16 protein-coding genes are annotated in these 16,229 nt (G+C 68.0%); 10 read left to right on the forward strand and 6 right to left on the reverse strand.

Going from position 1 to position 16,229, the window contains the following annotated elements; all coding sequences use genetic code 11:
• The first annotated feature begins 44 nt into the window (after positions 1-44).
• From B0F77_RS27280 to B0F77_RS27290, 3 genes are all read left to right on the forward strand, one after another.
• Positions 45-1,079, forward strand: coding sequence for an MFS transporter (locus tag B0F77_RS27280; protein WP_086665848.1), 1,035 nt, complete (start codon positions 45-47; stop codon positions 1,077-1,079).
• A gap of 75 nt (positions 1,080-1,154) precedes the next feature.
• Positions 1,155-1,958 (forward strand): SAM-dependent methyltransferase, encoded by an 804-nt coding sequence (locus tag B0F77_RS27285; RefSeq protein ID WP_086665849.1) that lies wholly within the window; start codon positions 1,155-1,157, stop codon positions 1,956-1,958.
• A 54-nt stretch (positions 1,959-2,012) separates the two neighbouring features.
• Positions 2,013-3,986 (forward strand): diguanylate cyclase domain-containing protein, encoded by a 1,974-nt coding sequence (locus B0F77_RS27290; protein WP_086665850.1) that lies wholly within the window; start codon positions 2,013-2,015, stop codon positions 3,984-3,986.
• On the opposite strand, the gene B0F77_RS27295 is transcribed toward B0F77_RS27290, so the two are convergent.
• From B0F77_RS27295 to B0F77_RS27305, 3 genes are read right to left on the reverse strand one after another with little or no spacing between them, the layout of a single operon-like run.
• Positions 3,952-5,310 (reverse strand): NAD(P)(+) transhydrogenase (Re/Si-specific) subunit beta, encoded by a 1,359-nt coding sequence (locus B0F77_RS27295; protein WP_086665851.1) that lies wholly within the window; start codon positions 5,308-5,310, stop codon positions 3,952-3,954. The genes B0F77_RS27290 and B0F77_RS27295 overlap by 35 nt on opposite strands.
• Positions 5,307-5,573 carry an NAD(P) transhydrogenase subunit alpha part 2 gene (locus tag B0F77_RS27300; protein WP_045309221.1) on the reverse strand — a complete coding sequence of 89 codons (267 nt, stop codon included), beginning with the start codon at positions 5,571-5,573 and terminating at the stop codon, positions 5,307-5,309. Before B0F77_RS27300 ends, B0F77_RS27295 begins: the two co-directional genes overlap by 4 nt.
• Positions 5,570-6,667 (reverse strand): NAD(P) transhydrogenase subunit alpha, encoded by a 1,098-nt coding sequence (locus tag B0F77_RS27305; protein ID WP_086665853.1) that lies wholly within the window; start codon positions 6,665-6,667, stop codon positions 5,570-5,572. Before B0F77_RS27305 ends, B0F77_RS27300 begins: the two co-directional genes overlap by 4 nt.
• Before the next feature lie 421 nt (positions 6,668-7,088).
• Between B0F77_RS27305 and B0F77_RS49125 the strand changes: the two genes are divergently transcribed.
• Together B0F77_RS49125 and B0F77_RS27310 are read left to right on the forward strand one after the other, a co-directional pair.
• Positions 7,089-7,496: a hypothetical protein gene (locus tag B0F77_RS49125; RefSeq protein WP_211294049.1), complete on the forward strand. Its 408-nt coding sequence runs from the start codon at positions 7,089-7,091 to the stop codon at positions 7,494-7,496.
• Positions 7,444-8,049 carry an RNA-guided endonuclease InsQ/TnpB family protein gene (locus B0F77_RS27310; protein ID WP_211294051.1) on the forward strand — a complete coding sequence of 202 codons (606 nt, stop codon included), beginning with the start codon at positions 7,444-7,446 and terminating at the stop codon, positions 8,047-8,049. Before B0F77_RS49125 ends, B0F77_RS27310 begins: the two co-directional genes overlap by 53 nt.
• Positions 8,050-8,089: 40 nt before the next feature.
• Here B0F77_RS27310 and B0F77_RS27315 read toward each other — a convergent pair whose 3' ends face one another.
• The 3 genes from B0F77_RS27315 to B0F77_RS27325 all read right to left on the reverse strand — a co-directional run bounded on the left by B0F77_RS27315 (position 8,090) and on the right by B0F77_RS27325 (position 11,596).
• On the reverse strand, positions 8,090-9,154 hold the full coding sequence (locus B0F77_RS27315) for an APC family permease (protein ID WP_211294056.1): 1,065 nt from the start codon (positions 9,152-9,154) through the stop codon (positions 8,090-8,092).
• Positions 9,155-9,164: 10 nt separating this feature from the next.
• A complete protein-coding gene (locus B0F77_RS27320) occupies positions 9,165-10,340 on the reverse strand; it encodes a nitric oxide synthase oxygenase (RefSeq protein ID WP_425435727.1) in 1,176 nt (391 codons plus the stop codon).
• Positions 10,341-10,522: 182 nt separating this feature from the next.
• Positions 10,523-11,596 (reverse strand): FAD-dependent monooxygenase, encoded by a 1,074-nt coding sequence (locus B0F77_RS27325; RefSeq protein WP_086665854.1) that lies wholly within the window; start codon positions 11,594-11,596, stop codon positions 10,523-10,525.
• Positions 11,597-11,655: 59 nt separating this feature from the next.
• Here B0F77_RS27325 and B0F77_RS27330 point away from each other — a divergent pair, with 59 nt between their 5' ends.
• The 5 genes from B0F77_RS27330 to B0F77_RS27350 all read left to right on the forward strand — a co-directional run bounded on the left by B0F77_RS27330 (position 11,656) and on the right by B0F77_RS27350 (position 16,215).
• A complete protein-coding gene (locus B0F77_RS27330) occupies positions 11,656-12,204 on the forward strand; it encodes a TetR/AcrR family transcriptional regulator (RefSeq protein WP_086665855.1) in 549 nt (182 codons plus the stop codon).
• Positions 12,205-12,311: 107 nt separating this feature from the next.
• Complete coding sequence (locus B0F77_RS27335; RefSeq protein WP_086665856.1) at positions 12,312-13,907, forward strand: ABC-F family ATP-binding cassette domain-containing protein; 1,596 nt, start codon at positions 12,312-12,314, stop codon at positions 13,905-13,907.
• Entirely contained in the window at positions 13,904-15,115 is a 1,212-nt protein-coding gene (locus tag B0F77_RS27340) for a cytochrome P450 (protein ID WP_086665857.1), read from the forward strand. The genes B0F77_RS27335 and B0F77_RS27340 overlap by 4 nt, the downstream gene beginning before the upstream one ends.
• Positions 15,112-15,303 carry a ferredoxin gene (locus B0F77_RS27345; protein ID WP_086665908.1) on the forward strand — a complete coding sequence of 64 codons (192 nt, stop codon included), beginning with the start codon at positions 15,112-15,114 and terminating at the stop codon, positions 15,301-15,303. Before B0F77_RS27340 ends, B0F77_RS27345 begins: the two co-directional genes overlap by 4 nt.
• Positions 15,304-15,414: 111 nt before the next feature.
• On the forward strand, positions 15,415-16,215 hold the full coding sequence (locus B0F77_RS27350) for an LURP-one-related family protein (RefSeq protein ID WP_086665858.1): 801 nt from the start codon (positions 15,415-15,417) through the stop codon (positions 16,213-16,215).
• Positions 16,216-16,229: the final 14 nt, after the last annotated feature.

Consider the following 16,229-nt stretch of genomic DNA (forward strand, 5'->3'; position numbering starts at 1 on the left):
TGAACGTCGGGCAATAGCTCTGTGTCAGATATAATCGGACCACGATGAACTGGTTCGTCACGGAGTCGCCCAGGCCGGCGTGGATCGCACGCCGGTCGTACGCGCCTTGGCTGGTCATCGCGACGGTCTGCTTCGGAGCCTTCATGGGGCAGCTCGACGCCTCGATCGTCACGCTGGCGTTCCCCGCGATCAGCACGCACTTCGGCGCCGATCCCGAGTGGATCTCGTTCAGCTACCTGATCACGCTCGTGGCGCTGCTCGTCCCAATGGGCAGGATCGCGGACCGGGTGGGCCGCAAGATCGTCTACATCTACGGGTTCGCGTTGTTCACCGGAGCGTCCATCGCGTGCGTGTACGCGCCGGGGTTCGACGCCCTCATCGCGGCCCGTGTCGCCCAGGCCGTGGGCGCGGCGATGTTGCAGGCCAACAGTGTCGCGTTGGTGACCACCGCGGTCGCGCCGGAGCAGCGCAGAAGAGCGCTCGGCGTCCAGGCCGCGGCGCAGGCGACAGGGCTCGCAGCCGGGCCGTTGCTCGGCGGGTACCTCACCGAGCACTACGGGTGGCAGGCCGTGTTCGCGATCAACGTGCCCATCGGTGTCGTCGCCATGATCGCGGGGCACTACCTGCTCCCCCGCACCAAGACCAAGCCAGAACGCGCGAGGCCGAACTGGAAGGTGCTGCCCGGACTGACGGGTGTGCTGCTCACCTACGCCGCGTTGTTCACGCCGATGACGCTGCTGCCGTTCACCATGAAGCAACCGCTGCAACACATAGGACTCACGATCGCGGTGTTGCCGCTCGGGTTCGCCCTGGCCGCAACGACTCTGCACAAACCGGGCATCGTCACCGGGGTGCTGATCACCGCCACAGCCGTCATCCTCCCTGTGCCGCAGGTGCTTCAGCTCCTGACAGCCGGCATCGGGCTCGGCATCGTCGCGCCCGCCTGCACGAAACGGGTGATGAGCGCGCTGCCGGAGGCGTCAGCGGGGGTCGGGAGCGGGCTGGTGAACGTCGCGCGGGGACTCGGGACCGCACTGGGTGTCGCGGTCGCCACGGCCCTGGTTCACGCGTTCCAGTGATGACAAGAACTCGTAGTGGTCCAAAAGGGCCTCACCCCTGCCGCACCCGTGTGGCGCCTCAGTAGCCTGGGGTCCATGTCCGAACAGGTGAGCTGGGTTCCTGAAGGTCTCGACACCGGCAGGCCGAGTGCTGCCAGACTCTACGACTACCTGCTCGGCGGCGGGCACAACTTCGCGGCCGACCGGGCTCTCGCGGAGAAGTTCCTGCAGGCCCAGCCGAACGCCCGCACGATCGCGCGGCTGAACAGGGCGTTCCTGCGCAGGGCCGTGCTGTTCATGATGGACAACGGGATCCGCCAGTTCCTCGACCTCGGCTCCGGCATCCCGACGGTCGGCAACGTGCACGAGATCGCGCAGAAGGCCGACCCCGAGGCCCACGTCGTCTACGTGGACTTCGAGGAGGTCGCGGTCGCGCACAGCCAGCTCATCCTGGAGAACGACCCACGCGCGACGATCATCCAGGAGGACATGACCAAGCCGGTCGCCGTGCTGAAGGCGGCGGAGGAGAGCGATCTCATCGACTTCGCCCAGCCCGTCGGCGTGCTGACGGCCGGTGTCTTCCACTTCGTGCCGCCGGAGGCCGATCCTCGTTCGGTCGTGGCGGCCTACCGCGACGCCGTACCCGAGGGCAGCTACCTGGCGTTCTCGCAGTTCACCCAGGACCTGCAGCCCGAGGAGATGGCCGGCGTCGTCGAGGTCATGAAGAAGAGCCAGAACCCGATGTTCCCGCGCACCAAACCGGAGATCGAGGGGTTCTTCGACGGGTTCGAGCTCGTCGAACCCGGCATCGTGCCGCTGCCGTTGTGGCGACCGGAGAGCACGAACACGGATGATCCGGACAAGGCGGGCATCTACGCGGTCGTGGGCCGGAAGGTCTAGCGCACTTTGCTGATGTTGGCCTGACCGCGCGAGGTCCGTACGCTCTGTCACAGCATGGAACTTCCGGAGCTCGCCCGCCGCTGGATGCACGCGCTGACCGCGACCGCGTACATCCCGCTGTCCCATGCGGAAATCGAGCAGGCCCTGCTCGATTCGCTGGTCGAGTTGCCGGCCGAACCTGAATCGGTTGCCTATCGATTGGTGTCACTGCACGCAACCGGCCCGGACTCCCTGCGTGCCACGATCGAGGTTCTTTCGCCCACGTTCGAACTACCTGTGCTCGCACGGTTGAGCTCTGCGTACGCGCAGGCCATGCGGATGGACGCGTTCGACCAGCAGGAGCAGATCAAGGTCGCGATCGTGCGGGCCAAACAGCGGGTCGAGCGCACGCTGAAGGTCAGCCAGGCGCGGTTCCAGGAGGTGTTCGACTCCGCCGCGCTGGGCATCGTGATCACCGACTTCACCGGCCGGTGCGTCGAGGCGAACGACGCGGTCGCCGAGATCGTCGGGCTGGAGTCGGGTGCCAGTCTCACCGAACGCGACCTGACCGACTTCTACCACCCGAACGACATCGCGTCCCTGGCCGCTTCGTACCGGAAGGTGCGCGAGGGGCACGTCGAGCGGTTCCGGGACCAGCGCAAACTGATCCGCGCGGACGGCGAGCCGGTGTGGGTGCACCTCGCGGTGTCGTTGCTGCGCGACGCGGACGGCGAGCCGACGCACCACGTGACGATGGTCGAGGACATCAGCGAGCTGCACCTGTTGCAGCGCAGCCTCGACCACCAGCTGCTGCACGACTCGCTGACCGGCCTGTCGAACCGCCAGCACTTCGTCACGCAGGTGGAGCGTCGGCTCGAGCGCGACCCGGTCACGTTGTACCACCTGGGTTTGGACGCGTTCTCGGTCGTCAACAACGGCCTGGGCCACGACACCGGCGACAAGCTGCTCAAGATCGTCGCGGCCCGGCTGCGCAAGCTCGCCGACGAGAAGAAGGCGATCGTCGCCCGGATCGGCGGCGACGAGTTCGCCCTCCTGACGATCGCGGACAACCTCACGTCGACCATCGAGGAGATCCAGGACGCGCTCGCCGAACCGACCTTTGTGGACGATCACGGCATCGCGCTGTCGACGAGCATCGGCGTGGTGGACCGGCCGCCGGCGTTCACGACCGCCGCGGAACTGATGCGGTGCGCCAATGCCGCGCTGCGTCAGGCGAAGGTACGAGGAAAGCGACAGTGGGCGTTGCACGACCCGCACGACGACGCCCGCCGCCGCGGCAGATACGCACTGGCCGCGTCGATGCCGGGCGCCTGGGAGCACGGCGAGATCGAGATCGTCTACGCGCCCGTGCACGACCTGGAGACCCGGGAAGTGCTCGGCGCGGTCGCGAGGCTGCACTGGGACGACCTGAGCCACAACGACACCATGGCCCTGGCCGACTCGACGGGTCTGTCGCTGCCGATCGGCAGGTGGCTGCTGCGCGAGGCGTGCGCTCAGGCCGCGGTTTGGGTGGCGGAGTTCGGCGACCGGGCACCGACGCTGCACGTGGCGTTGGGCGCGCTGCAGTCCCGTGACGAGGACCTGGTCGCGGACGTCAAGCGAGCGCTCGACGAGACCGGCCTGCCGCCAGAGCGGTTGCGGATCGCGCTCGACATCTCGTCGGTGCTCGCGGGCGACGACAACGCGGTGGTGCTGCACGACAGCGGCATCGTGACGGCGCTGGACGGGTTCCACGGCGGGCACGACGAACTGACCGTGCTGACCGAGGTGCCGGTCCGCGCGGTGATCACCCGCGCACCCGCGCCGCACCCGGAATCCCCGCTGTACCAAGCGATGCGCGACCTCATCGCGACGGTGCACAGCTTCGGCGTGCGGTTCGGCGTCGACGAGGTGCACACCTTCGAAGACGCCGAACACTGGCGGGTTGCCGGCGCGGACGGCGTGATCGGGCTGCTGCCCGCCCTCACCGCCGCCGAAGTGACAGACCTTCTGACTACAGCTGCTTCACCGCCGCCAGAAGCTTCGTGAGCGAGTCCTTCGCGTCACCGAACAGCAGCGTCGTCTTCGGGTTGTACAGCAACTCGTTGTCCACACCGGCGAACCCCGGCCGCATCGACCGCTTCATGAACACCACGGACTTCGCGCGGTCGACGTCGAAGATCGGCATGCCGTAGATCGGGCTGGCCGGCTCGTCCCGCGCGCCCGGATTCACCACGTCGTTCGCCCCGACCACCACGGCGACGTCGACCGACGTGATCCCGGGGTTGACGTCGTCGAGCTCCTTGAGCTGCTCGTACGGCACGTCGGCCTCCGCCAGCAACACGTTCATGTGACCCGGCATGCGGCCCGCGACGGGGTGGATCCCGTACGACACCGACACTCCACGCCGTTCGAGCTGCGCCACGAGCTCGCGCACCGCGTGCTGCGCCTGGGCGACGGCCAGCCCATAACCGGGCACGACGACGACGTTGTTCGCGTACCCCAGCAGGATCGCGACGTCCTCGACCGTGCCGGACTTGACCGTCCGCTGCTCTTCCCCGTGCGCGACAACAGTGGTGGCTTTGAAGGCGCCGAACAGGATGTTCGCCAAAGACCGTCCCATCGCCTGCGCCATCAGCCGGGTCAGGATGGTGCCGGACGCGCCGACGAGCGTGCCCGCGACGATCAGCAGCGTGTTCGCCAGCACGTAACCGGACGCGGCGACGGCAAGACCCGTGAACGCGTTCAGCAACGAGATCGCGATCGGCACGTCCGCGCCACCGACCGGCAGCACGAACAGCACGCCGAGCGCCAGCCCGACGGCCGCCACCAACCACAGCAGGAACCCGTTCGGCACCGCCATCGTCAAGGCGCACAAGGCAACCGACGACACCGCTGCGGCAATCGCGAGCTGCTGACCGGCGGGCAGCAACACCGGCCGCGTCGTCATCAGCTCCTGCAGCTTCAGGAAGGTCACCACGGATCCGGAGAAGCTGACCGACCCGATCAGCACCGTCAGCACGGTCGCGAGCCGGAACATCACGCCGGTCTCCGGCACGGCGAAGAACTCCGCCAACGCCACCAGAGCCGCCGCGGCACCACCGACACCGTTGAACAGCGCCACCATCTGCGGGATCGCGGTCATCTTCACCGACCGCGCGGCCGGGATGCCCACCACCACACCGAGTGCGACGGCGATCAGGATCCACAGTCCGTTGTGGACGACACCGTGCGCGTACGCGGTGACGACCGCGACGAGCATGCCGAACGCGCCGATGAAGTTGCCGTAGCGCGCGTATTTGGGCGAGCTCAAGCCTTTCAGCGCCAGGATGAAGCACAGCGCCGCGACGAGGTACATCAGCTGGACGATCATTTCCTGAACATCTCCAGCATCCGGTCGGTCACCACGAACCCGCCGACCACGTTCACCGTGGCCAGGAAGACCGCCAGCAGCCCCAGCACCAGCTCCAGGGTGCTCTCGGCGGACCCGGTGATCAGGATCGCGCCGACGAGGATCACGCCGTGGATGGCGTTCGCACCCGACATCAGCGGCGTGTGCAGGATCGTGGACACCTTCGAGACCACCTCGAAGCCCACGAACACGGCCAGCACGAAGATCGTCAGCAGGTCGATCACGGCGACTCCTTGCGGATCTGACCGTCGTGGGTGACGCAGCAGCCGTCGAGCACCTCGTCCGAGAGGTTCGGCGCCACCGTCCCGTCCGCGATCATCAGCTTGAGCAGGTTGAGCACGTTGCGCGAGTACAGCCGGCTCGCGTGCACGGGCATCGACGACGGCAGGTTCAGCGCGCCGTGCACCAGCACCTCGCCGACCCAGGTCTCCTCACCGGCGACCGAACCGGCGTAGTTGCCGCCGGACTCCGCGGCCAGGTCGACCAGAACGCTTCCTGGCGCCATCGCCTTGAGCATGTCGGTCGTGACGAGCACCGGGGCCTTGCGACCGGGGATCGCGGCCGTGGTGATCACGACGTCGGACTGGGCGACGTGCTCGCCGATGAGTTCTCGTTGGCGTTCCAGGAACTCCTCGGACTGCACCGACGCGTAGACGCCGGACTGCGTCTCCAGGTCGAGTTCGATGAACTTCGCGCCGAGACTGCGGACCTCCTCGCCCGCGGCCTTGCGCACGTCGTAGGCCTCGACGACGGCACCGAGCCGGCGTGCGGTCGCGATCGCCTGAAGCCCGGCGACACCGGCGCCCAGGACGAGCACCTTGGCCGGCGGCACCGTGCCCGCGGCGGTGGTGAACATGGGCAGGAAGCGCGGTAGTCGTTCGGCGGCGACCAGGACGGCCCGGTAGCCGGCCACCAGCGCCTGCGACGACAACGCGTCCGCGCTCTGGGCCCGCGTCACCCGTGGCAGCAGGTCGAAGCTGAACGACGTGACGCGACGGTCGCGGTAGACCTCCAGCAACGCGCGCTCGTTCGCGGGCTGCAGGAAGCTGATCGTGATGGCGCCGGGTTTGAGCAACCCGGCCTGTTCGAGGGTCAACGGCTGCACGGACACGACGACGTCGGACTCCGGCGTCGGATCCTCGGGCGTCACGGTCGCCCCGGCCGCGCGGTACGCGGCGTCGAGGGCGTGGGCATGACGCCCGGCACCTTCTTGGACGTGCACGGTCAGTCCAGCGTCGACCAACGACGACACCGTTTCCGGTACGCAGGCGACTCGGCGCTCGGCGGGCCGCGACTCTGCGGGTGTTCCCACTTTCACCGTACGCACGTTACGCGATCAAAGGTGACCTGGGCCATATCACTTATGTCCTCCGAATTCCTCCTCCGTCCTTCCCGCCGGGGAGGAATACGGAGTCCGGCATCAGTGATCCGGTGGCGCGAGGCCCAGGATCACCCGATCGGGGCGAACATCCGTTCGATAAAGTCGGCTGCATGGCGGTTTCGATGGGTGTGGCCCGGTATACCTACCGGCTGCGCTTGTCGCCGCCCACGCGACGCGCATTGCTGGTGGAGTGGGATCGCTGCCGGTGGGTGTGGAACGAGTGTGTCGCGCTGTCGCGTGAGACCTCTCGACACAACCGCGAGAGTCCCGGTGATCCGCGTACGTGTGGCCCGGCGCAGTTGGACAGCTTCTGACGGGCTGGCGTGCGGGGCAGGTGTGGTTGCGGGCGGGGTCGTCGGTGGCGCAGCAGCAGGTGATCCGGGATTTCGGTGTGTCGCGTGCCAAGGCGCTCAAGGATGTCCGGGAGCGGGTGCCGCAGTGGCGGCGTGCCGGGATGCCGCGGTTCAGGAAGCGGTCGGTGGCCGAGCCGACCCTCAACTACACCCGGCGCGGGTTCCGGTTGCGTGACGGTGTGCTGCACCTGGCGGGTGGGATCGTGGTGCGGCCGGTGTGGTCGCGGGAGTTGCCCGCGACGCCGTCGTCGGTGCGGGTGTATCGCGACAGCCTCGGCCACTGGTACTGCTCCTTCGTGGTCCAGGCACACGTGCAGGCCTTGCCTGTGACTGGCGGGGTGAATCGGTGTGGATTGGGGTGTGAGGGAACTCGCGACGACCACCAGCGACGCGCACGACCTTCCGCATCCTGAGCACGGCAGGAATGCCGCGGCGGGCTTGGCGCGGTATCAGCGGATGATGGCCCGTCGACGTCCGGTCAAGGGTCGGCCGGGTTCGAAGGGCTACCGGCATGCCAGGCGGCTGGCGGCGAAGGTCCAGAAGAAGGTGGCCCGGCGGCGGCAGGACACCGGCCGCAAGTGGGCGAAGCGGGTTGTTCGCGACCATGACGTGCTCGCGGTGGAGGACTTCCGGCCGAAGTTCCTGGCGAAGTCCACGATGGCCCGCAAGGCCGCGGACGCCGCGATCGGCGCTACCAAGCGTGAGCTGATCGCGATGGCCCGCAAACACGGCCGCGACCTGCGGCTGGTGGACCCGAGACACACCACGATGGACTGCGCGGCATGCGGTGCGAGAACCAAGCACGCCTTGCCGTTGTCCGAACGCACCTACACCTGCACGTCGTGCGGAGCCGTGTCTCCCAGGGACAAGAACTCCGCGGCGGTGATGCTGGTCCGGGCAGGTTTGAACCCGGTCGGCGCTGACGGCACAAGACCTGCTCGTCCGCCGGACGAGCAGGCAGCCTGAGCCGAAAATCCCCACACAGCCCGAGCAGGGCGGGGAGCATTCAAAGTTGCCAGAGCACTGCACCGGCAAGCGTCAGGCACCCCAACAGCCCAATCGCGGGCACGACGCGCTTACCGAGCGTCCACGCACTGGCGTTGGCGATCGCGTAGTAGAGCAGCACGCAGAACGAGCTGAACACGATCGCGCGCGTCACGTCGACGGTGAGCACCAACGCGATCGCCACCGCCCCGGTCGCGATCTCGGCGAGGCGCAGGTCGGCCAGAAACCCCGGCAGCCTGCGGTCCCGAGCCATCGCCAGAGCGGTTCTGCTGACCCCCAGTTGCAGGGACAGCAGCGACCCGAGCGCGGCCAGGCACGCGGCGACCCGGATGACGGGCGCCAACGCGGGCGACACGTCCGCCAGGGTCTTCGTGGCCAGGTCCGCGCCCAGTGCGCTCAGGGCGACGAGCGCGACGACGGTGTAGACGACGAGGGTGATCGCGAGGGCGATGACCACCGCTCTGGGAATGGTGCGTTGCGGGTCCTTGACCTCCTCTCCGAGCGTGGCGATGCGCGCGTAACCGGCGAACGCGAAGAAGAGCAGCGCGGCGGCGGGAAGGATTCCTGAGCCCAGGAACTCCGCCGGCTGCGTGGCTTCTTTCGCGGTGACCGCGGTGGCGGCGAGCACGAGCAGCACCGCGATCACGATGATCCTGGTGACCAGCGCGGACTTCTGGACACCGGTCAGGTTGAGCACGGTCAACGCCACGATGGCCGCCACCGCGACGAGTTTGGGCGCACCTGCGTAGTTGCCGACTGTCAGCGCCATGGCCGCGCACGACGCCGTCTTGCCGAGCACGAACGCCCAGCCGGCCAGGTCGCCCCAGATGCGGCCGAGGCGTTCGCGACCGTAGACGTAGGTACCGCCGGACTGCGGGTACTTCGCGGCCAGCCAGGCGCTCGACAACGCGTTGCAGCAGGCGATCACGCCCGCGATGACGAGGCTGACGAGCAGGGCGGACCCGGCCGCCGCCGCGGCCGGGGCGAACACGGCGAAAACGCCCGCGCCGATCATCGAGCCGAGCCCGACGAAGACGGCATCGGACAGGTTCAGGCTCCGGGTCAGTTGCACCCGGTCAGTGTGCGACAGGACATCCAGCGGGCTTGTCTGCGGGGAAGAAATTCGGCAGCAGTTCACCGGAGTCGTAGTAGCGGTGATACACCGGCGTGATCCCGCCCGACACGGGCGGCACGATCCACGACCAGTCCGCCGGGCACGAACGCCCGGCCGCCTCCTCCTTCTCGAGGTGGGTGAGGAACCGCTGCGACTCGGTGTGGTGATCGGTGATCGTGACCCCGGCCTCGCCGAACGAGTGCAGGACGGCGCGGTTGAGCTCGATCAGTGCTCGGTCGCGCCACAACGTCGCCTCCGACGACATGTCCAGGCCCATTCGTTTGGCGATGTACGGCAGCAGGTCGTACCGGTCGTGGTCGGCGAGGTTGCGAGCGCCGATCTCGGTGCCCATGTACCAGCCGTTGAACGGCGCCGACGGGTAGTCGATACCGCCGATGCGCAGCCGCATGTTGCTGATCGCGGGGACGGCGTGCCACTTCACGCCGAGCGCGGCCAGCCACGGCAGTTCCGGGTGGGAGAGCGGAACTTCGAGCACCGCGTCGGCGGGGATGTCGACGAGTGCGGGGTCGTGGCCCTTGCAGGACACCAGGAGCGGCAGCACGTCGAAGGGGCCGCGGCTGGCCGGGGGCTGCCAGCCGCGCTTCAACGCGAGCTCGGTCAGCGCCAGGTTCCGCGCGTCCCCGAGCACGCCGCCGTCCGAGCCGCGGTAGGCGGCGTAGCGGACGATCTGCTCGTTGAGGATCCGCGGCGCCGGCATGCCGGGCTCGGCCGGGGCGAAGATCGTGATGACGGGCCTGATCTTGCCCTTGTTGGTGGCCACGCGGAGGTGTTCGACGCATTGCGCGGCCACGTCGGCGGGGGTGGACGTCTCTCGCTGATCGCGCACTTTCAAGCTGCGCCAGTACAGGCGGCCGATGCAGCGGGAGCTGTTGCGCCAGGCCACGCGGGCGCCGAAGGTCAGTTCGGCGGCTGTGTGGCGGTAGGTGCCGGTAGCGGCGATCTCCGCGTGCACCTCGGCGAGTCTGGCCTCGACGGGGCCGAGTCCTGGGTGTTCGGCGTGGTGTTGCCGGACGAAGTCCTCTGCCTCGGGGATGTCGATCTCGCCGAGCTTCTCGACCTGCGCCGGGGGGAGCGCCGTGAGGGAACGGGGCATCACATCAGTCGGGACGGGGGTCATGGCGAGGCACCGTAGTTGCGCTTTCGTGTACGGGAAACCGCCTCTAGCGCTACGCCATCTGGATCACTGGACCGCGTCCGACACGCTCAGCGAGTACTTGATACCGCAACCGGGTGACAAAGGACGCGACAAAGGGTGGTTTTGGACTGTTATCTGCCCGCAACCAAACATTGACCGGTGATCTAGTTCACTGGTGGATTCGACCCGATCGAGTGAACTTGGTCGGGCACCTCCCAGGCGGAGAAGCGCGTCATCCCGCGTACCGCCAGCGACGCCGGCAACGCGCGGAAAGCGAAGTCGCGCAACGCCAACGCGATCGGTGACCGCACCTCGATCCCGAACCTGCCCGCCAGCCGCGAGCCCTTCCACACCGCCTGCGTGCGCGGCCTCCGCAGCGCGTCGTACCGGGCGAGATCACCGTCGCACGCGGCCAGGGTCACCGCGTCCTCCAGCGCCATGCACGCCCCCTGCCCCAGGTACGGCGTCATCGCGTGCGCCGCATCGCCCAGCAGCGCCACCCGGCCGGACACGAACGTCGGCAACAACGGCAGTTGGTAGATGTCGTGCCTGATCACGTCAGGAGTCGACCTCAACAGCGACGGCAACGGCTCGTGCCAGCCGGCGAACAGCTCCAGCGGGTCCAGGTCCGCCGCCGCGGGCGCCACGGTGGCGACGTACCAGCAGACCCGGCCGTCGCCCAGCGGCAGGATCCCGGCCTCGCCGCCGGGACCGAGTGTCTGCGAAATGGGCAGATCGAAGGGACCCGGCGCCACCCCTCGCCACGCCGTGGCCCCCGCGTACACCGGTCCCGGCGCGTCGGGCAGCAGCACCCCGCGCAGGCGGCTGTTGATGCCGTCCGCCGCCACCACGAGGTCCGCGTCCAGTTCGTCAACGCCGGTCACCTCGACGTTGTTGAAAAGGATCTCGGGCGGCAGCGCACGCAGCAGCACACCGTGCAGATCGGCCCGGTGCATCGCGATGACCTTCTCCTGACCGATGTCCGGCAAGTGCACCAACCAGCGCCCGTCGGACGCCCGCACGCCACCCGACACGCGCGGGGTGCCGAGCCCGCGGACCTCGTCCGCGAGACCCATCCACTCCAGCGCGCGCATGGCGTTCGGCATGACGCCCACACCGGCGCCGATCTCGCCGAACGCGGCGGCGCGCTCGAGCACCTGGACCTCCCAGCCGACCCGGCGCAACGACACCGCCGCCGCCAGCCCGCCGATGCCGCCGCCCACCACGATCGCCTTCATCCCAGCCTCCTCTACAGATGTAGAGACTCTACACCTGTAGACTACAGCTGTAGAGGGAGATGAGAGGCACAGTGCGCAAGGACCTGATCACCGACGCCGCGATCGCGCTCGTGGCCGAACAAGGCATGCGCGGCCTCACCCACCGCGCGGTCGACCGCCAGGCCGGTCTGCCGGAAGGCTCGACCAGCGCGTACTTCCGCACGCGCAAAGCGTTGATCGAGGGGTTCGTGGCGAGGCTCGCGGAGCAGGAGCAGCAGGAGATCGTCCTCGACCCCGCCGATCTCGCGGGCGGCATCGCGAGGACGATCGACGGCTGGCTGGTCGAACGGAACCGCACGCTCGCCAGGTACGCGGCGATGCTGGAGGCCACCCACCACCCGGAGCTCAGGACGATCATGGTCCACTCGCCGCGGGAACAGGCCACCGCGCTCGCCGAAACGCTGGGCCACAAGGATCCTGAACGAGCGGGAGCGCACCTCACCGCGTTCATCGAGGGCCTGCTGTTCTACCGGCTCGTCGGCGGCGGCAGCACGGCCGGACCGACGCCGGGCACCGAGGAGAGCGTGCAGGACTTGCGCAAGGCCGTCGAAAAGGCGTTGCGGCCGTAGGTACCGTGGGTTTCATGGGATTCTGGTACGGGGTCTTCTACCTCTGATTCAGGACGTGTGCCACCACGCATCACGTCCTGATTTCGCGTACCCAAAAGAGGATCCACATGCGTTCGCATGTTCATCTGACGACCCAAGATCTCACCAAGGGCTATGAGGCCGGCCCCGTCGTCGACGGCATCTCGCTGAAAGTCTCGGCAGGCCAACGCCTTGGCGTCATCGGCGAGAACGGCCGCGGCAAGACGACCCTTCTCCGGCTGCTCGCCGAGGACCTGGCGCCGGACCAGGGAACTGTCACACGCCACGGTTCGTTGAGCCTCGTGCAACAGGAAATGCCGTTCCACGACAGCGAAACGGTGGGGGACCTGCTGAGTGAAGCGCTGTGCGAAAGCCGTCAGGCACTGTCCGAACTGGACAGCGCGGCGGAGCCGTTCGACGAGCAGCGCTACGAGAAAGCGCTGGCACACGCCGAGACCATCGAGGCGTGGGACGCCGAACGCCGCGCCGGCATCGCGCTCAAGGCACTCGACGCCGACCACGCCAGGTCCACCCGGCTCCGGCAACTCAGTGTGGGACAACGCTATCGGGTGCGGCTCGCCTGTCTGCTCGCCGAACGCGCGGACGTCCTGCTGCTCGACGAGCCGACCAACCACCTCGACGCGAACGCGTTGGCCTTCCTGACCGAACGCCTGCGGCAGCACCACGGCGTCGTGGTCATCGTGAGCCACGACCGCACGTTGCTGGACGACGTCTGCACGCAACTGCTCGACCTCGACCCGACCCCGGACGGCGAGGTGCACCTGCACGGCGGCGGCTACCGGGCGTTCAAAGAGGCCAAGCGCGCCGAACGTCAGCGCTGGGAACAGCGGTTCGCCCAGGAGGAAGCCGAACACGACGAGCTGACCGACAAGGTCGAGCGCGCCCAGTCACGTCTGCAAGACGCCTGGCGTCCGCCCAAGGGCGCGTCCAAGCACAAGCGCAGCACTCGCGCGGCGAACAAGATGCGCAACGTCGCCCGCAGGCTGGAGGAGCTGGACGACCAGCGCCTCGACGCTCCCCCGCCGCCGTTGCGCTTCACCCCGCCCGAGCTGGAGGCGAGCGGCGACCTGCTGCACGCCACCCCGCTCGAAGTACCCGGACGAGTGAACCTGACCGAGCCGATCTCGCTCAGCGCTGGCGAGAAGCTGCTGATCACCGGCCCGAACGGCGCCGGCAAGTCGACGCTGCTCAACGTCCTGGCGGGCCGTCTGAAACCGGCGACGGGCATCGTGCACCACGTCGGCCGGGTGGCCCTGCTCGCCCAGGAGTCGTCGTTCGAGCACGAGGACGCCACCGCGGCCCAGTTGTGTGCACGAGTGGGGGAACTCGGTCTGCTGAGCGGAAACGACCTCGCACGCCCGGTCGGCCGCCTGTCCACTGGACAGCGGCGCAGGCTGGAGCTGGCGATCCTGCTGACCGGGAGCCCGCACGTCCTGCTGCTCGACGAACCGACCAACCACCTGTCGATCGCACTGGTCGACGAACTGACCGAAGCGCTGCACCAGACGAAGGCTGCCGTGGCCGTCGCGACCCATGACAGGCAGATGCGGACAGATTTCCGGTCCTGGCGGTCCGTAACCCTGAACTCACCTTCACAAAGTCATGAAACTTCTGTAGCTTCGGAATTAGGTCCTCTAGTGAGCACTGGGAGGTGTGCGAGATGACCGAACTGATCTCCGAAGAACTGCCAACGACGCGCCAGAACCCGTTCGACCCGCCCGCCGAGATCACCGAGATCCGCGAACAGGCCCGCATCAGCAGGCTGAAGTTCTCCGACGGTCACCTCGGCTGGCTGATCACGGGCCACCACCAGGTCCGCGAGGTTCTCGGCAGCCCGAAGTTCACCAACAGCCCGGAGAAGCACCACCTGCTCGACAGGCGGTTCCAGGGCGAGGTGCCCGAGGAGGCCCGCAAGGTCGAGCCGGGCATGTTCCTCAGCCAGGACCCGCCGGACCACACGCGGCTGCGCAAGATGCTGCAGGGTCAGTTCACGGTCCGGCGGATGAACCAGCTGTCCGAGTGGATCGGCACGATCGTCGACGACCAGCTCAAGCACCTGCGGACGTTCGGCGGCAAGGCGGACCTCGTCAAGGAGTTCGCGCTACCGGTGCCGTCACTGGTGATCTGCGCGCTGCTCGGCGTCGACTACGACGAGCGGCACCGCTTCCAGGACGACACGGCGAAGATGCTGAGCCTGGACAGCACGTTCAAGGAAGCCATGGACGCGATGACGCGCGTCCAGACTTTCATGCGCGAGCTGATCGCCCGCAAGAAGGCGAATCCCGGCGGCGACGACATGATCAGCGACCTGCTGGCCACGGGGGAACCGACCGACGAGGAAGCGTCGAACATGGCGATGCTGCTCCTCCTCGCCGGCCACGAGACCACGGCGAACATGCTGGGCCTCGGCACGTTCACGCTGCTGGAGCACCCCGATCAGCTCAAGATCCTCAAGGACGAGCCCGAGGTCATCGACAACGCCGTCGAGGAGCTGATGCGGTACCTGTCGATCATCCACTTCGGACCGGTGCGCACCGCCACCGCCGACGTGGAGATCGACGGCCACCTGATCAAGGCGGGCGACACCGTGCTGATGCACGTGCCGACGGCGAACCGCGACCCGGAGAAGTTCCCCGGCAACCCAGAGGAACTCGACCTGCGCCGCCCCGCGTCGGGCCACGTCGCGTTCGGGCACGGCATCCACCAGTGCCTGGGTCAGCAGCTCGCGCGCATCGAGATGCGCATCGGGTTCACCAAGCTGTTCCAGGAGTTCCCCGACCTCCGGCTGGACATCGCACCGGAGGAGGTGCCGCTGCGCACGGACATGGGGATCTACGGAGTCCACTCGTTGCCAGTAGCGTGGTCGGCATGAGGATTTCCGTCGATCAGTCGAAGTGCTGCGGTTCGGGAATGTGCGTACTGACCGACCCGGATCTCTTCGACCAGAACGAAGAGGACGGCACGGTCGTGCTCCTGGTGGAGCACCCGGACGCCGAGCACGAGGCCACCGCGAAGGAAGCGGCGGGCCTGTGCCCGGCGAGCGCGATCACGATCAGTTGACGCGCTGACCGCTGGAGAGCTGCCAGGCGACACCAAGTGCCCTGTCGCCTGGCACCAACGGCTGTCCCGAAGTCGTACGCCACGGCCGTCCCGAAGTCGTACGCTCACGCCATGAACACCGCGCCCGGCTGGTACCCGGACAACGCCGACCCGCGCTTCGTCCGCTGGTGGGACGGCACCCAGTGGACACCGCACACCCAGCCGCGCCAACAGCAGACCGACGCCCACCACATGGAAATGCAGATGGGCGGCACCGGCCAGGACCGCGTGGCGCACCAGGTCCAGCGCGCCGGCGTCCAGGGAGTCGTGCAGGGTGGCGGTGGCACGCTGTTCACCGAGCCCGTCCTGGTGGTGAACCAGAAGGCGAAGCTCATCGAGATGTCGAACTCCTACGTCATCTACGACCAGCACGCCCGCCACATCGGCACCGTGGAGCAGGTCGGCCAGTCCGGTGCCGCCAAAGCGTTACGTGCCTTCACGAAGCTGGACTCGATGCTGGACGTCCGGCTGGAGATCCGCGACGTGCAGGGCCACCCGCTGCTCCGGCTGGTCCGGCCCGCGACCATGTGGAAGTCCAAGGTGCTCGTCGAGCGCGGCGACGGCATGCCGATCGGCGAGATCGTCCAGGAGAACGTGTTCGGCAAGATCCGCTTCGCCTACGTCTGCAACGGGATGAAGGTCGGCGGCATCTACGCGGAGAACTGGCGCGCGTGGAACTTCTCGTTGCAGGACCACACGGAGACCGAGGTCGCGCGCATCACCAAGACGTGGCAGGGCATGTCCAAAGCCCTGTTCTCCACGGCCGACAACTACGTCGTGCAGTTCCACCGGCAGGTGCCGGACCCGTTGCTCAGCATGATCGTGGCGTCGGGCGTCACCGTGGACACGGTGCTGAGCCAGAACCAGGGCTGACGTATCCCTGACCC

This window comes from Lentzea kentuckyensis (assembly GCF_002150765.1).
Lineage (GTDB): Bacteria > Actinomycetota > Actinomycetes > Mycobacteriales > Pseudonocardiaceae > Lentzea > Lentzea kentuckyensis.